The following is a 16648-nucleotide window of genomic DNA, read 5'->3' on the forward strand; positions in this document are numbered from 1 at the left end:
ATGCCGCCGGCCGGTAAATCACCTCGTATCGACTGGGTCGACTACGCCAAGGGCTTCTGCATCATCATGGTCGTGATGATGCATTCGACGCTCGGTGTCGAGAAAGCCGCAGGCGCTGAAGGCTGGATGCATTATCTCGTCGCCTTCGCCAAGCCGTTCCGTATGCCGGATTTCTTCATGATCTCCGGGCTGTTCCTTGCCCATGTCATCGACCGCGACTGGAAGACCTATGCCGACCGCAAGGTCGTGCATTTCGCCTATTTCTACATCCTCTGGCTCGTCATCCAATTCGCCTTCAAAGCCCCCGGCATGATCGGTGATGTGGGCACGGTGGAGACCGTGCGCCAGTTCGCGCTCGCCTTCGTCGATCCCTTCGGCACGCTCTGGTTCATCTATCTGCTGCCAGTCTTCTTCGTAACCGTGAAGTGGCTGCGCCGCGTTCCCTGGCCCCTCGTCTGGATTGTCGCGGCGGCGCTCGAAATCGCCAATATCGAAACCGGCTGGGTGCTGCCGGACGAGTTTGCGGCGCGCTTCGTCTATTTCTATTCAGGCTACGTCTTTGCGCCTTCCATCTTCCGCCTCGCCGCAGCCGTCATCGCAAGGCCGTGGCCGGCAGCGCTGGGTCTGGCCTTCTGGGCAGTTGTCGAGGGCGTAGCCGTCTTCGGCGGCTATTCCGAGCTTCCCTTCATCAGCCTGGGGCTCGGCATGGTCGGCGCCGTGGCCGTGGTCACGATCTCGGCGCTCCTTTCCAAGGCCGGCGCGATGGCGCCCTTGCGCTACTGCGGCCAGAACTCGATCGTCATCTATCTCGCCTTCTTCCTGCCGATGGCCGTGATGCGGACTCTGCTGCTCAAGACCGGCGTCATTCCGGACCTGGGCTGGGTGTCGCTGATCGTCACGGCTTTTGGTGTCATAGTACCGATCCTGTTGTTCTGGGTGGTGCGGGGCACGCCGCTCAAATTCCTGTTCGAGCGGCCAGCCTGGGCAAGGCTCGACAACCGATCGCCGCATCTTGCCGCCGCCGAATAGCGGGGAGCCATTGCCGAAACGACATCGCAGCGCTAGCTCCGCATCATGACCGACCATCCGCCCACCAGCCTCGTCTGGTTCCGCGAGGATCTCCGCCTCTCCGACAACCCGGCCCTTACCGCTGCCATCGATCGTGGCGGCAGGCTGGCCATGGTCTATATCCTCGACGAGGCGAGCGACGGGATCCGACCGTTCGGCGGCGCGTCGCGCTGGTGGCTGCATCACTCGCTGGCCGCGCTCGCCACCGATCTCGAAGGCCAGGGCCATCGGCTGATCCTGCGCCGTGGGCCGGCACGCGACATTGTCCCATCCGTGTTGCGCGAGACGCAGGCCGACGCGGTGTTCTGGAACCGCCGCTATGGCGCAGCCGAGCGACAGATTGATGCCGAGATGAAGGCGTCTTTCAAGGCGGACGGCATTGTCGCCGAGAGCCGCCAGGCCGGCCTGCTTTTCGAGCCATTGATGCTGAAGACCGGCGCCGGTCAGCCCTACCGCGTCTTCACCCCGTTCTGGCGCGCCTGCCTCGCATCGCCGGAGCCACGCCTGCCCCTCCCCGCACCGTCGATATGGCCCGAGCCAGCTCCGGCGATCGCCTCGGACCGGCTTGACGATTGGGGTCTGTTGCCGAAAAGGCCCGATTGGGCGGCAGGCTTTCGGGACCTATGGGAGCCGGGCGAAGCGGGCGGCCAACGCCGGCTTGAAGCGTTCATCGACGAGGGCCTGCCCCACTACGCCGACAAGCGCGACCGGCCGGACCGTGACGTGACGTCCCGCCTGTCGCCGCATCTGCGCTTTGGCGAGGTCAGCCCATTCCAGCTCTGGCATGCCGCCAATGGCGCGGCCGAGCACGACGGCATCGCCCGTCGCAACGTCGACAAATTCCTCGCCGAACTCGGCTGGCGCGAATTCTCCTGGCATCTGCTCTTCCACAATCCCGATCTGGCAAGCCGCAATTTCCAGCCGCGCTTCGATGCTTTTCCCTGGGCCGAGCCCGACGCGGCAACGCTTGACGCGTGGCAGAACGGGCGGACGGGAATCCCGATTGTCGATGCCGGCATGCGGCAGCTCTGGCGCACCGGCACGATGCACAATCGGGTGCGCATGATCGTCGCTTCGTTCCTGATCAAGAACCTGCTGATCGACTGGCGGGTCGGAGAGGCGTGGTTCTGGGATACGCTGGTCGATGCCGACCCGGCCAGCAACGCGGCGAGCTGGCAATGGGTCGCCGGCTCCGGCGCCGACGCGGCGCCCTATTTCCGCATCTTCAATCCGCTGCTACAGGCGGAAAAGTTTGATCCGGCTGGAGATTATGTCCGCGCGCATGTCGAGGAACTCGCCGCGCTGCCAGCAGCAAGGATCCTGAAGCTTGCGCCGGCAGGCCGCCCGGCCGGCTACCCGGCGCCGATCATAGACTTAGGAGCGAGTCGTCAGCGGGCCTTGGATGCCTTCGCCAGCATCCGCGACAGCGACTGAATCAAAATTCTCCGTCGGCACCGTCCTTAGAAAACGGTTTCGGTATCGGCGCGCAATCCCGTTCGCGAATGCGTTGCCGAGCCAATCGGCATAGAGCAGTTTGCTCGCTGCGCTTCCTTTCACCTCCTGGAACCTTCAGGCGTCGCTCATCCATGGCCATTCTTCCCTCCGTCCTCGACGCCATCGGCAACACGCCGCTGATCCGCCTGCGCCGCGCTTCCGAGCGCACCGGGTGCGAGATTCTCGGCAAGGCGGAGTTCATGAACCCTGGCCAGTCGGTCAAGGACCGCGCGGCGCTGTTCATCGTCCGCGATGCGATCGCCCGCGGTGCACTGCGTCCCGGCGGCACCATCGTCGAGGGCACGGCGGGCAATACCGGCATCGGTCTCGCCCTCGTCGGCAGCGCGCTGGGCTTCCGCACCGTGATCGTCATTCCCGACACGCAGTCGCAGGAGAAAAAGGACGCGCTACGCGTCGGCGGCGCCAGCCTCGTCGAGGTGCCGGCCGTGCCGTACCGCGACCCCAATAATTACGTGAAGCTTTCGGGCCGCCTCGCGGAGCAGCTGGCCGCAACCGAGCCGAACGGTGCGATCTGGGCCAACCAGTTCGATAACGTCGCGAACCGGCAGGCGCATATCGAGACCACCGGCCCGGAGATCTGGGCGCAAACGGCTGGGCGTATCGACGGCTTCGTCGCCGCAGTCGGCTCGGGCGGCACGCTCGCCGGAGTCGGCATCGCGCTGAAGGAACGCAACAAGGACATCGCGATCGCCATCGCCGATCCTTTCGGCGCAGCGCTTTACAGCTATTACACCACCGGCGAGTTCAAGGCCGAAGGTTCGTCGATCACGGAAGGCATCGGCCAGGGCCGCATCACCGCCAATCTCGAAGGCGCGCCGATCGACGCCGCCTTCCAGATCTCCGATAGCGAGGCCCTCGACATCGTCTTCGATCTTGCCGAGCATGAGGGGCTGGTCCTCGGTGGCTCGTCGGGCATTAACATTGCCGGAGCCATTCGCCTCGCCGAAAAGCTCGGCCCCGGCCATACGATCGTGACGATCCTTTGCGACGGCGGCTCGCGCTATCAATCGAAGCTTTTCAATCCGTCGTTCCTGCGCGAGAAAGGACTTCCCGTTCCATCGTGGATGGAGCGGCAGGCCGACATCCCGATACCCTACGAGTAGCCCCATGACCCAGACCACCCTCCTCTTCCGCGACGATCCCTATCTGTCGACGGCCGAGGCGAGGGTGACGGGGGTGACCGAGACGGGCGGAATCGAGCTCGATCGAACCATCTTCTACGCGGCCGGCGGCGGCCAGCCGGGCGACACCGGTGCGCTGGAGCGCGCCGACGGGACGATGATCCCGATATCGACGACGATCTATGGTGCCGACAAGTCGCAGATCGTCCATGTGCCGGCTGATGGCGCGGCGATTCCCGAGATCGGCGAGACCCTGATCGCCCATCTCGACTGGCCGGTCCGCCACCGGCATATGCGCATCCATACCGGCCTGCATCTTCTCACCGTCGCCGTGCCGTTTCCGGTCACGGGCGGGCGGATCGGCGCCGAGGAAGGGCATCTCGATTTCGATATCGACGGCGCCGTCCCGGCGAAGGACGAGATCGAGGCGAAGCTGGCCGCGATGATCGCTGCCGACCATGCCGTCACGACGGAATGGATCACCGATGATGAGCTCATCGCCAATCCCGGCCTCGTCAAGACGATGAGCGTCAAGCCGCCGATGGGCTCGGGCCACGTCCGCCTCGTTCGGATCGGCGATGTCGATTTGCAGCCCTGCGGCGGTACGCATGTGCAATCGACCGCCGAGATCGGCGGGCTGGTCGTTGCCAAGATCGAGAACAAGGGCAAGCAGAATCGCCGCATCCGCATCCGCTTCGCCTGACGCGCAGAACCCGCCGGAACCCTTCATGACCGACCGTCCCGACCTTCTTGTCTCCACCGATTGGCTCGCCGAGCGCCTCGACGATACTTCCGTCGCGATCGTCGATGCCTCCTGGTATCTCCCGACAGAGAGCCGCGACCCTGTGGCCGAATATCGTGCATGGCACATTCCGGGCGCGGTATTCTTCGACATAGACGGCATCGCCGACCTTTCGACCGGGCTGCCGCATATGCTTCCGAGCGAGGCCAGCTTCGCCGAGGCCGCCGGCGCGCTCGGCATTTCGGAGCGACATACGATCGTCGTCTATGACGGCGCCGGCCTCTTCTCGGCCCCGCGCGTCTGGTGGACGTTCCGCAGCTTCGGTGCGCCGAATGTCGTCGTGCTCGATGGCGGACTGCCGAAATGGCGGGCCGAGGGGCGGCCATTGGAGATGGGCGATGCCAGACCGGCACCGAAGGTCTTCGCCGCGAAGCTCGACAAAGAAGCCGTGCGAAGTGCCGGCGAGGTGCTGGCGCTGCTCGGCGAGCCGGGAGCGCAGATCGTCGATGCGCGCTCCGAAGGCCGATTCCGCGGCGAGGTGCCGGAACCACGGCCGGGCCTGCGCTCCGGCCATATCCCGGGCAGCCGAAACGTCCCGATCGCCGAACTGATTGAGGACGGCCGCCTGAAATCGCCGGACGAGATCCGCGCCGTTTTCGCCAAGGCCGGTATCGATCCGTCGCAGCCGGTCGTCACGAGTTGCGGTTCCGGCGTCACCGCTGCCGTGTTGGCACTGGCGTTGACCACGGCGGGCGCCGAGAATGTCGCGCTCTATGATGGCTCCTGGGCCGAATGGGGTGGCCGTCCCGATCTGCCGATCGAGACGGGACCGGCGGACGGCGTCGCATGACTTCCGTGCCCCGCATCCTCTCGGTCAGCGCCAGTCCGGCCCATCATTTCACCAAGCAGCGCCTGCCCGAAATCCGCCTGCTCGCGGGCTTGGGCATCGAGGGCGACGCCCATATGGGCGTGACGGTCAAGCACCGCTCGCGCGTCAAGGTCGATCCGACGCAGCCAAACTTGCGGCAGGTGCATCTGGTCCACGCCGAATTGCTGGAGGAGCTCCGCGCCGCCGGATTCCGCGTCGAGCCCGGCTCGATCGGCGAGAATGTGACGACCGAGGGCATCGACCTGCTCGGCCTGCCGCGCGGAACGAGGCTCCATCTCGGCGCCGAGGCTGTCGTCTCAGTGACGGGCCTGCGCAATCCATGCATCCAGCTTGACCACTTCCAGCACGGCCTGACCGCTGCCGTGCTCGGGCGCGATGCGGATGGCAATCTTGTGCGCAAGGCGGGCGTTATGGCTTTGGTGGAGAGCGGCGGCGTCGTGCGGCCGGGCGATGCGATCCGCATCGAATGGCCGCCGGAGCCGCACCGGGCGCTTGAGAAAGTCTGATCGGTTCAGGTCCTATTCAGCGCCGCTGCGTCAGGGTTACCCCTAGGCTCGCCACATTTTTCCGACATCTCCATGGCGCTGGCGCATGCCGGGCGGCCTCGCCGTCTGCTTGGAAAGGATCTTCGATGAATCGCATTGCCGCGTTCCTGTTCTCCGCCGCTCTCGTCGCGAGCCTTGCCAGTTCGCTGCCCGCTTTCGGCGAGGATGCCAACCCGGCGGATGCGCGTCTGGCGGCGTCGCGCAGGGCGCTGGAGCAAGCGCAGCAGTCGCTGCAGCAGGCGGAAGATACGGGCGGCGACATTCGGTCGGCCCAAAAGTCCGTCGCCAACGCGCTGAGATCGCTCCGCGCCGCCGAGATCGCCTCCGGGACCCCTCCGGCGCTGCCGCCGGCTGCGGCCGCTTCCCCTGTCGTGACCCCGCCGCCGGCTCTCCCAATTGCCCCGCAGGCCGTCGAGACACCCGCGAAACAGCTGCCCGCCGCCAGCGCCGATGCCGGGCCGAAGCCCTATGTGCCCCCAACGGTCCCCAAGCCGAAAGTGGTGCCGCCGCCAGCTGCCAAGAGCGCCGATACCCCTCCCCCGGCCGCGACGGCGAAGAAGCCGGTTCAACCGCCCGTGGCCGCGGAGGCCACGCCCCCGCCCCCGCCCAAGGCGGCGAAGCCGAAGCGACAGGCTCAGGCCCCGGTGGTGGTGCGGCGCGGACGCTATATCGAGACGACCATCACTCATGCCGACGGCCGGCGGACGATCGATGTAACGCGGCGCAACGGCCAATTGGTCCGCCGCATCGAAGTCGATCGTTTTGGAAACGAAGTGGTCGTCATCGACCAGGAGCGGCCGAACGTCCGGCGCTACGCCGATCCCCGCGAGGTCCCCGCGCCCGACGATTACCGCGAAGTTCCGCCGCCCGGATATTATCAGGACGGCTACTGACGCGGGAGACGCCTCAGGAGAGGATCTGGCTCAGGAACAGCTTGGTCCGCTCGTGCTGCGGGTTCAGGAAGAAGCTCTCCGGATCGTTTTCCTCGACGATCTGGCCACCATCCATGAACACGACGCGGTCGGCGACCTGGCGGGCAAAGCCCATTTCATGGGTGACGCAGATCATCGTCATGCCCTCCATAGCGAGGCCGACCATGACGTCGAGCACTTCCTTGATCATCTCGGGATCGAGCGCCGATGTCGGCTCGTCGAACAGCATGACGCGCGGGTTCATGCAGAGAGAGCGGGCAATGGCGACGCGCTGCTGCTGTCCGCCGGAAAGCTGGCCCGGATATTTGTTGGCCTGCTCGGGGATTTTAACGCGCGCCAGATAAACCATCGCGGCCTCCTCGGCCTCGCGCTTGGGCATCTTGCGCACATGGATCGGCGCCAGCGTGCAGTTTTCGAGAATGGTCAGATGCGGGAACAGGTTGAAGTGCTGGAACACCATGCCGACCTCGCGGCGCACCACATCAATGCGGCGAAGGTCGTTGGTAAGTTCGGTGCCGTCGATGATGATCTGGCCCGACTGATGCTCTTCGAGGCGGTTGATGCAGCGGATCATCGTCGATTTGCCGGAGCCTGAAGGGCCGGCCACGACGATGCGCTCGCCTTGCATCACTTTCAAATTGATGTCGCGCAGGACGTGGAAGTCGCCATACCATTTGTTGACGTCGATCATCTCGACCGCCGTTTCCGTCGGTGAGAACGCCCGTGGCTTGACGGACGGATCGGCGGCGATGGCAGCTTGCGACATTCCTTGTCTCCTCTAGCGACGCCTGCTTCGGTTCAGCCGACGCTCCGTATAGGCAGCGTAGCGCGACATCGAGAAACAGAAAGCCCAAAATACGATGGCGGCGAAGATATAACCCGTAACGCCGGTGACGGGAGACGCCCATTTGGCGTCATTGGCCGAGGTCTGGATCTGGCCGAGAAAATCGAAGAGGCCGATGATCGAGACGAGGGTCGTGTCCTTGAACAGCGAGATGAACGAGCCGACGATACCCGGAATGACCAGCCGGAGCGCCTGCGGCAGCACGATGAGCCGCATGCGCTGCCAATAGCCAAGCCCGATCGACATGCCGGCCTCATATTGCCCGCGCGGCACCGCCTGCAGACCACCGCGCACCGTTTCGGCCATATAGGCGGCGTTGAACAGAGCCACGCCGATCAGCGCCCGCAGCAGCTTGTCGAAGGTGACGCCGTCGGGGAGGAAGAGCGGCAGCATCACGGAGGCCATGAACAGCACGGTGATGAGCGGAACGCCGCGCCAGACCTCGATGAAGATGACGGAGGCGACCCGCACGACCGGCATGGCGGAACGGCGGCCGAGCGCCAGTAGCACGCCGAGTGGCAGCGAGGCGACCATGCCCGTTCCGGCGACAACCAGCGTCACGAGCAGGCCGCCCCAATTCGCGGTCTCGACCGGCTCCAAGCCGAAATCGATGCCGACCACCAGCAGGACGCAGGCAACGCCAGCGATCGCGATGCCGGCCATGGTTCCCGAACCGGCGACGGGAATCCCGGTCAGCCGCGCGAACGCCCCGATCGCCAGCAGGATCGCACCGCCGATGAGCGCGAATTCGATAGCGAAACGCAGCGCGGACGGCGCGGCGATCGAGGCGGGCAGCCACCCACCGGTGAACCGGATATGCCCGCCCGTCAGCAAGACAAAGGCGATCAGCGGATAGACGATCAGCAGGAAGAGCCCGTTGAGACGCTTGAATGGCGCGCGCGGGATCAGCATCGGCACCATCGCCACCGCCAGCAGCAGGAAGACGATGTCGACGCGCCAGCGTTCGGCGATCGGATAGCGCCCATAGATGAACTGCGGCAGATAGGCCTTCACATAGGCCCAGCACGCCCCGCTCGCCTTGGCGCAGGCCGCGCGATCCTCGCCGGACCAGACGGCATCGAGGATGGTGAAACGGATGATCGGAATCAGCATCCAGACGATGAATGCCAAAGCGGCGATCGTCAGGATGCTGTTGCCGAGGCTCGAGAACAATCGCTTCCGGGCCCAGCCGATCGCGCCGGCCGTGTTGACCGGGGGGTCCTGCGACGGGATGAAAGACTTGCGGACATAGGCAGGGGACGCGCTCTCCATGACCATCCCCCTCACCGCTCGACCAGCGCGACGCGCTTGTTCCAGTAATTCATGACGAGCGAGGTCAGGATGCTCATGCCGAGATAGAACAGCATCCAGATTGACACCATCTCGACCGCCTGCCCCGTCTGGTTGAGCACCGTCCCGCCGACCGAGACGAGATCGGGATAGGCGACGGCGACCGCCAGCGACGAGTTCTTGGTCAGGTTCAGATATTGGTTGCTGAGCGGCGGGATGATGACGCGGAGCGCCTGCGGAATGACGACGAGCCGCAGCGTCTGTCCCCGCTTCAGGCCGATCGAATAGGCCGCCTCCGTCTGGCCGTGGTTCACCGCCTCGATGCCGCCGCGCACGACCTCGGCAATATAGGCAGCGGTGTAGATCGACAGGGCCAGCAGGAGGCCGAAGAACTCCGGAATGACGGTGATACCGCTGCCCGCCTTGAATCCTCGTTTCAGGAGCGGCCCGGTTTCGCTGAATTGTGGCATGTCGAGCGCGATCGGCCGTCCCGCGAGGAAGAAGGCGGCGATCGGCAGCAGGACGAAAAGCCCGGCATAGATCCAGCCAAGGGGCGGCCTACGTCCCGTGCGCTCGAAACGCTGCTTGCCCCGATGCGAGACGAAGACGGCGATGCCCAGCGCGATCGGGAAGGCTAAGAGGATCCAGATAGCGCCATCGCCGAACACCGGCCGTGGCGCGTGCAGGCCGCCGATGTTCAGATGGAAGACACCGAACAGCGTCCATTTCTCGCGCATGCCCGGCACGGAGCGCAGCACGGCGAAATACCAGAAGAACAGTTGCAGCAGCAGCGGGATGTTGCGGATGATCTCGACATAGGCGGTCGCGATCTGCGCCACCAGCCAGTTGCTGGAGAGGCGGGCGATGCCGACGATGAGGCCGAGGATGGTGGCGAGCACGACGCCGAGGCCCGCGACCAGAAGCGTATTCAGCAGACCGACAAGAACAGCCCGGCCATAGCTGCTGGCCTCACTATAGCTGACCATCGTCTGGATGATGCCGAAGCCGGCCGTCCGTTCCAGGAAGCCGTAGCCAGCCGCGATATTGGCACGCTGGAGATTATGCGCCGTGTTCTGGATGAGATCCCAGACGATCCAGCCGAGGCCCGCCACGAAGACGAGCTGGAAGAACACGCCGCGAAACGTCGGATTGTTGAAGATGGCGAGCGGATGTCTCCCTGCAGACACCGCGCCGGATCGACCGGATTTCATGTCCCCTCATGGGCCGGCACGAGCGCCGGAAAAAGACGGCTTTGATCGAATGGGTCGGACCTCTGCGGGTTGCCTTACCCTCGAATTCCGCCGCCGGCGAGACGCCAGCGGCGGCATTTCCGATCTTTAGCGGATCGGCGGCGCGTACTGGATGCCGCCCTTGGACCAGAGATTGTTGAGGCCGCGGGCAATGCCGAGCTTCGTCGACGGGCCGATATTGGCGTCGAAGATCTCGCCGTAATTGCCGACATTCTTGACGATCTTGTAGGCCCAGTCGTTGGTCAGCCCGATGCCGGTGCCGAAATCGCCCTCGACGCCAACGAAGCGCTTGATCTCCGGACTATCGGCGGTCTTCTTCTCGTCGATATTCTGCTTGGTGAGGCCGAGTTCCTCGGCATTGATCAGCGCGAACAGCGTCCACTTCACGACCGTGAACCAAGGATCGTCACCCTGACGCACTGCCGGACCGAGCGGCTCCTTGGAGATGATCTCCGGCAGGATCATGTGGTCGTCGGGGCTGGTGAGCTTCAGCCGCTCGGCATAGAGACCCGACGCATCCGTCGTATAGGCCTCGCAGCGCTTGTCCTCATAGGCCTTCAGGACCTCTTCATTCTTCTCGAAGGCGAGGACCTTGTATTCCATATTGTGCGAGCGGAAATAGTCGGCGAGGTTCAGCTCTGTCGTCGTGCCCGTCTGCGTGCAGACCGTCGCCCCGGACAGCTCCAGCGCCGACGAAATGCCGAGATCCTTGCGGACCATGAAGCCCTGCCCATCATAATACATGACACCGGCGAACATCAGGCCGAGCGAGGAATCGCGCGACATGGTCCAGGTCGTGTTGCGCGACAGGAGGTCGACTTCCTTGGACTGGAGGGCCGTGAAACGCTCCTTGGCGTTCAGCGGTGAAAACTTGACCTTGGTCGCGTCGCCGAAGATCGCCGAGGCGACCGCCCGGCAAAAATCCACGTCGATGCCGCTCCATTCACCCTTTTCGTCGGCGATGCCGAAGCCGATCAGGCTCGGGTTGACACCGCACTGCACAAATCCCTTGGCCTTGACGTCGTCGAGCGTGCCCGCCAATGCCGCGGAAACACTTGCCGCCGTCAGCGCAGCTCCAATAACCGCGGATGCAATAAAGCGCTTCATACGATCCCCTCTTTTCCCTGCAGTAAAATACTCATCGAATATCCTAACTTCGGAATTCGACGGATATTTAATTCTTGTTGTTACCGAAGCCGCTCTGTCCTCCTGGAAAGGAGTGCCAGAGAATGGCAAGGCGGCGAAACGTTCTACTTCGGCGTGTCACGCAGCTCCTGAGGAGCGTAACGTTTGATCATCGCATCACAAGGCATTATGGCAGCTCGGTCAAGGGGCGAGACCAGAATTGCCTGATGCGCCCTACAACCTGTCATAGCGGAAAGCGCCCATCCGCGGAGCCGAGCATGTCCCGAAACGATAACGATCCTTCCAGCCTGCACCCCGCCACACGCCTCATTCGCAGTGGGCGAGACGGCGATCTGACGGGTCCCTTCGTCAATCCGCCGGTGGTGCATGCCTCGACCGTGCTGTTCGATACCGTCGCGAATATGCGTCCGGGCGGTCAGCGCTATGGCTATGGCCGGCAGGGCACGCCGACAATCGAGGCCCTTGAACAAGCGGTGAGCGAACTGGAGGGAGCGGCCGGGGCGGTACTCTGTCCGTCCGGCCTCAACGCGGTATCGACGGCGCTTCTGAGCGTTCTCGCCTCGGGCGATCATCTCTTGATGGCGGACAATGTCTATGGACCGAGCCGCGATCTCGCGAAGAGCGTGCTGGCCAGGCTCGGGATCGAGACGACCTTCTTCGATCCGAGGGACATCGATGCCCTGCCCTCGCATTTCCGCCATAACACCCGCGCCGTTTATGTCGAGAGCCCCGGTTCGCTGACCTTCGAGATGACGGATATTCCGAAGGTCGCCGCGATCGCGCACCAACGCGGCGCGCGGGTCATTGCCGACAACACCTGGGCGACGCCGCTGCTGTTCCGTCCTCTGCAAGCCGGCGCGGATCTCGCCGTCGTCGCCGGCACCAAATATCTGTCGGGCCATTCCGACGTGATGATCGGTACCGTCGCCGCGGCGCCCGACAGCTGGTCGCAACTGAAAGCGACCCATCAGGCGTTGGGGCTTTGCGTCGGGCCCGATGACATCTACCTGACGCTGCGCGGCTTGCGCACCATGGCGGTCCGCCTCGAACGGCACCAGAAGACAGCTCTCGCGCTGGCGCAATTCCTGAAGGGGCGGCCGGAGGTCGAGCGGGTGCTCTATCCGGCACTATCCGACGATTCGGGCCATGCGATCTGGCAGCGCGACATGAGCGGTGCCAGCGGCTTGTTCGGCGTGGTATTCGCGGGGTGGAGCGGAGAAAAAACCGCCGTCTTCCTGGAAGCCCTGCGGCTCTTCGGGCTCGGCTATTCCTGGGGTGGCTTCGAGAGCCTGGCCATTCCGGCGCATCTGCACCGCTCGGCCATGGCGATGCCGCCACAAGCAGCGCTGATCCGGCTGCATGCCGGGCTCGAAGACGCCGATGACCTCATCGCCGACCTGACGCAGGCCTTCACGGTCGTGGCGGAGCTTTGAAACTCTGTACGCCTCTGGCTCAGGCGGCCTTTCAGATCGCCTCTTCGTTAGCGCGGTTTTCCTTGCGCTCGCGCAGGATGAACCAGATGTTGCGGACATAGATGAACAGGCCCGCAGCCTGGCCGGCTATGAACACCGGGTCCTTGCGCTGGATCGCATAGACCAGTAGCAGGCTGCCGCCGATGACCGAGAAGGTCCAGAACGAGGCCGGCACGACGCTGCGCCGGGCCCGCTCGCTCGCCAGCCATTGCACCAGGAAGCGCATGGTGAAAAGAGCCTGCGCCGCGAAGCCGAGCAATATCCAGACATTGAACTGCTGCACGAAGACGTCGTGCAGCCAGCCCGCGATGTGACCGAACCAGTCAGCCATCGATGCGAACCTCCGTCGCGTTCGGAATGCGCTTGCGGCGCCGCAGCAGCCACCAGACGCCGATGAGGTCCAGCGCGCCGACCAGCGCGCGGTCCCAGATGCCGTATTTCGATGTGCCGTGCCGCCGGTTGCGGTCGACGACGTCGATATGGGTGACGCCGTAACCCTCGCGGATGGCGAGCGCCGGCAGGTAGCGGTGCCAGCCGTCGAAATAGGGGAACAGCAGGAAGATGTCGCGGCGCACGGCCTTGAGGCCGCAGCCGGAATCGCGTGTTCCGTCCTTGAGGATCGAGCCGCGCAGCTTGTTGGCGAAGCGCGAGGCTAGCTTCTTGGCGCCGGAATCGGTGCGCTTGAGACGCTGGCCTGCCGCCAGCGCCACACCCGCCCCGCCCGCCTCCAGCTTGTCGAGCAATGCCGGCATGAAGGCCGGATCGTTCTGCCCGTCGCCGTCGATCGTCATCACCACGGCTTTGTGGGCATGCAGCAGCCCGGTGCGGACCGCCGCGCTCTGGCCGCAGGATTTCGCATGGCGGACGGTACGCAGATAAGGGCGCTTGCGCATCAGGTTGGCGAGGACAGCCGCCGTGTCGTCGTCGGACCCGTCATCAATGACGATAATCTCGAAGTCGCGACCGGAAAGCGCCGCTTCGACTTCGCCGATCAGTTCGGGCAGGTTTTCCGCCTCGTTCTTGCAGGGAATGACGACGGAAACAGAGGCGGGAGCAGGGACGACGGAATCAGCCAAGGCGGTCGGGCTCGCCATCGGAGCGGGAATGGGCATTCGGCACGACTCCGATCGGCTTCAAGAGCGGAAGCCAGACCCGACGGCCGCAAAGCGCGTCGGCCAACCCGGCCAGAACCATTGCGGCCCGCTCCGGACGGGACCATGCCCATCTGATGCACGCGGCGCGGGCCCTTATAGTGCCCGATGAGCCAAGCGAAAAGGCCCAGCCATAGCGGGCGCAACGATGGGCGAGCCAGATACTGAAAATATAGCCGACCAACAGTCCCGCGAGCACGTCGGACGGATAATGCGCCGCGACGACCACGCGGCTGGCGCCGATGGCGAGGCCAAAGATCAGCAACCCGAGCTTCCAGCGTCGCGCAACGAGAAAGCCGAAGGCGATCAGCGCGCCAGCCGTCGCCGAATGACCCGAGGGGAAGCTCTGAAATTCAAACGCAAACCGGAAAGGGTCGAGCATGAAGGGCCCGACATAGTCGAACGTCACCGGCCTGCCCCGCCCGATCAACTGCTTGACGATGTTGACGAGGATGCCGATGCCGGCGATCGAGCCGAACAGGAAGGCCGTGAGGGCGCCGAACTCCGTCCAGAAGACTCGCACGGTAGGCGGCACGATGTGCCATGACCCAGCCAGCAGCACCAGAACCACAATGCCGGACGGATAGAGCTCCCATTGCGACTTGCCCATGTCCGAGATGATGCCGAAGAAAAAGGTGACGATCCCCGGCAGAGCGCGGGCTCGCTCGACGGAAACGGCATCGAAGGCAAAGCCGGTCCCCACGACCAGCGCACAAAGGAAAAGCGTGACGGCGATGATCTCGCCCCACGTCAGTCCAGATCGGCGCGGCATGCGCGCTTCGACCCGGCGAGCACGCTCGACAATCGAGGCGATGTTTCGCTGATAGCGCCGCCTTGTTGCGCGGGCCGCCTTGACGAAGCCGGCCGTCACGGCGCCACACCCTTGGAGACGAAGACGCGGATCTCCAGCTTTCGCCCGCCATTGATGTTGTAACCCGTGACGAGCGCCTTCTGCTCGACCAGGATGCCGAGATCGTCGGCTCGACTGTTGAAGGCTGGCAGCTGGCGGCCCTCGATGAAGGCGACGCGGCAGGGTCCTTCGGTCAGGAACTTGGCGGCGCGCTCGCCATCAGCGAGAAGCGTATCGGTGCCGCCGACGAGCACGAGGCTCGGCTCCTCATAGCCGGCGCTGACGAAATCGGGATTAGGGCAGCCCGCCACTGCGCGGCCGGCATCTACCAGGCGCTCGCTGAGCCGTGTCTGCTGCAGATGCGGCAGCGCGGCGCCGAACGTACCCCAATAGGTGACCATGGCAGCCAGGCCGGCGACGACAAGGCTGGCCGCGACCGAATGCCGGAACAGCCGCCAGGAGATGAGCCCGATCGCGACCGAGAGCACGAGAAAGAACAGTCCCGGCCAGGACGGCAGTTCGCGAAATAGGACCGGAATGACGATCGCCGCTATCAGCAGCATCACCGGCAGCACGACCGGCCCGGTCGAGAAGAAGCGCGTCAGCCAGCGCGGATTGCGATTGTTGATGCCGCCGCGCTCGACCGCGTCTACGGCGGCGAGCACCATCAGCGGCAGCAGCGGCAGGATGTAATGCGGCAGCTTGGTCGGCACCGCTTCGATCGCTAGCCAATAGGGCACGACCGAGGCGGCGACATAGAGCACGAGCGGCTGCTTGAGCCGGTCGAGCATCGAAGAGAAGCCCATGGCGAAGAAGGCGGCGACCGGCCAGACCGTGAACAGGAAGGTCAGCACATAGGCGCCGGGCGGGGCGCCGTGCGATTCCTGCGCGCTCGCTACCTTCTGGAACAAATCCTTGCCGAGCGCCTCGGAATAGAAGGCGCCGTGGCTCGCAATGCCGATCGCGATGAACCATGGCGCGACGACAACTGCCGTCCAGACGATTCCCCAAAGCGGCATCAGCTGCTTGAGCCAAGCTCCCGAGCCCCGCACGAGGGATAGCACCACGATCGGACAGAGGATCGCCGCCGGGCCGACGGGACCCTTGACGAGGATCGAGGCGCCGATCGCGGTCCAGAAAATCGCCGCCAGCGCCAGGCTCCGCCGCGGCTCCTTGGCAAGCCAGGCGCGGAGCAGCGCACCATGGGCGGCGGTCACCAGGACCAGAAGCGTCATGTCGGTCTTGGCGAGCCGCGCTTCGACCCCCATCAGCACCGTCGTGGCGACGAGCGATCCGGCAAGCAAAGCGAGCCGCGGCCGGCCAAACGCCATGGCCAGCCACCAGGTCAGCAGCGCCGCCGCGACGCCGCCGATAAGCGAGGGCAGCCGGTAGACCCAGATCGGCGCGTCCGGCCCCGTTCCCGTCAGCCAGACGGCGGCGGACTGCAGCCAATAGATCCCGATCGGCTTCTTGTAGCGGGCGTCGGACTGGAAGCGGATGTCGAAATAATTCCCGGTCTCGACCATCTGGTGCGTCGCCTGCGCGAAGCGCGGCTCGTCGCGGTCGACCGGCGGAAGCGTCGAGAACCCCGGCAGGAAACAGGCGAGCGCGACGACGACGATGAAAACAAGACTCGCCATCCGCGATGCGGCCAAGCGATCGACAACGGTCTCGATGCCGGCGGCAACACGGCGCCAGAGGCCGTTCGTCTCGCCCGCCAACGCTTCGCTGCTGCTCACCCGACCAACCGTCCGCCGCACTGAAGAACCGCCCCGCACGCTGCGGGATACAGGGAAGGCGCGGAAACGGCAACTGCGGCGTAAAATGCCGGCC

Annotated in this window: 16 protein-coding genes; 8 read left to right on the forward strand and 8 right to left on the reverse strand. The window is 64.8% G+C overall.

Annotated features, from left to right (window positions below):
- From OSH05_RS15370 to OSH05_RS15400, 7 genes are all read left to right on the forward strand, one after another.
- Positions 1–1029 (forward strand): acyltransferase family protein, encoded by a 1029-nt coding sequence (locus OSH05_RS15370; RefSeq protein WP_104218959.1) that lies wholly within the window; start codon positions 1–3, stop codon positions 1027–1029.
- Positions 1030–1074: 45 nt separating this feature from the next.
- Positions 1075–2502, forward strand: coding sequence for a cryptochrome/photolyase family protein (locus OSH05_RS15375; protein ID WP_104218960.1), 1428 nt, complete (start codon positions 1075–1077; stop codon positions 2500–2502).
- A gap of 152 nt (positions 2503–2654) precedes the next feature.
- The gene (locus OSH05_RS15380; RefSeq protein WP_104218961.1) at positions 2655–3686 is read left to right on the forward strand and encodes a cysteine synthase A; all 1032 of its coding nucleotides are present in this window, start codon (positions 2655–2657) and stop codon (positions 3684–3686) included.
- A gap of 4 nt (positions 3687–3690) precedes the next feature.
- The gene (locus tag OSH05_RS15385; RefSeq protein ID WP_104218962.1) at positions 3691–4407 is read left to right on the forward strand and encodes an alanyl-tRNA editing protein; all 717 of its coding nucleotides are present in this window, start codon (positions 3691–3693) and stop codon (positions 4405–4407) included.
- 25 nt (positions 4408–4432) lie between these two features.
- Entirely contained in the window at positions 4433–5296 is an 864-nt protein-coding gene (gene sseA / locus OSH05_RS15390) for a 3-mercaptopyruvate sulfurtransferase (protein WP_104218963.1), read from the forward strand.
- Positions 5293–5841: an MOSC domain-containing protein gene (locus tag OSH05_RS15395; RefSeq protein ID WP_207778744.1), complete on the forward strand. Its 549-nt coding sequence runs from the start codon at positions 5293–5295 to the stop codon at positions 5839–5841. The genes sseA and OSH05_RS15395 overlap by 4 nt, the downstream gene beginning before the upstream one ends.
- 125 nt (positions 5842–5966) lie before the next feature.
- A complete protein-coding gene (locus tag OSH05_RS15400) occupies positions 5967–6773 on the forward strand; it encodes a hypothetical protein (protein WP_133163104.1) in 807 nt (268 codons plus the stop codon).
- A gap of 13 nt (positions 6774–6786) precedes the next feature.
- Here the strand turns inward: OSH05_RS15400 and OSH05_RS15405 are convergent, their stop codons facing one another.
- From OSH05_RS15405 to OSH05_RS15420, 4 genes are all read right to left on the reverse strand, one after another.
- Complete coding sequence (locus tag OSH05_RS15405) at positions 6787–7578, reverse strand: amino acid ABC transporter ATP-binding protein (protein WP_104218965.1); 792 nt, start codon at positions 7576–7578, stop codon at positions 6787–6789.
- 12 nt (positions 7579–7590) lie between these two features.
- Positions 7591–8934: an amino acid ABC transporter permease gene (locus OSH05_RS15410; RefSeq protein ID WP_407660398.1), complete on the reverse strand. Its 1344-nt coding sequence runs from the start codon at positions 8932–8934 to the stop codon at positions 7591–7593.
- A gap of 5 nt (positions 8935–8939) precedes the next feature.
- Entirely contained in the window at positions 8940–10157 is a 1218-nt protein-coding gene (locus OSH05_RS15415; RefSeq protein ID WP_104218966.1) for an amino acid ABC transporter permease, read from the reverse strand.
- A 126-nt stretch (positions 10158–10283) separates the two neighbouring features.
- Positions 10284–11303, reverse strand: a complete 1020-nt coding sequence (locus tag OSH05_RS15420) for an amino acid ABC transporter substrate-binding protein (RefSeq protein WP_104218967.1) — start codon at positions 11301–11303, stop codon at positions 10284–10286.
- 296 nt (positions 11304–11599) lie between these two features.
- On the opposite strand from OSH05_RS15420, the gene metC reads away from it, so the two are divergent.
- A complete protein-coding gene (metC, locus tag OSH05_RS15425) occupies positions 11600–12775 on the forward strand; it encodes a cystathionine beta-lyase (RefSeq protein ID WP_104218968.1) in 1176 nt (391 codons plus the stop codon).
- A gap of 31 nt (positions 12776–12806) precedes the next feature.
- Here metC and OSH05_RS15430 read toward each other — a convergent pair whose 3' ends face one another.
- Genes OSH05_RS15430 through OSH05_RS15445 form a run of 4 tightly spaced genes read right to left on the reverse strand, consistent with a single transcriptional unit; the run spans position 12807 to position 16554 of the window.
- Entirely contained in the window at positions 12807–13145 is a 339-nt protein-coding gene (locus OSH05_RS15430) for a lipid-A-disaccharide synthase N-terminal domain-containing protein (RefSeq protein ID WP_104218969.1), read from the reverse strand.
- Positions 13138–13908 (reverse strand): glycosyltransferase family 2 protein, encoded by a 771-nt coding sequence (locus OSH05_RS15435; protein WP_104218970.1) that lies wholly within the window; start codon positions 13906–13908, stop codon positions 13138–13140. Before OSH05_RS15435 ends, OSH05_RS15430 begins: the two co-directional genes overlap by 8 nt.
- Positions 13883–14836, reverse strand: a complete 954-nt coding sequence (locus tag OSH05_RS15440) for a phosphatase PAP2 family protein (protein ID WP_104218971.1) — start codon at positions 14834–14836, stop codon at positions 13883–13885. Before OSH05_RS15440 ends, OSH05_RS15435 begins: the two co-directional genes overlap by 26 nt.
- Positions 14833–16554: an ArnT family glycosyltransferase gene (locus tag OSH05_RS15445; RefSeq protein WP_133163105.1), complete on the reverse strand. Its 1722-nt coding sequence runs from the start codon at positions 16552–16554 to the stop codon at positions 14833–14835. Before OSH05_RS15445 ends, OSH05_RS15440 begins: the two co-directional genes overlap by 4 nt.
- Positions 16555–16648: the final 94 nt, after the last annotated feature.

The organism is Kaistia algarum (assembly GCF_026343945.1).
GTDB lineage: Bacteria > Pseudomonadota > Alphaproteobacteria > Rhizobiales > Kaistiaceae > Kaistia > Kaistia algarum.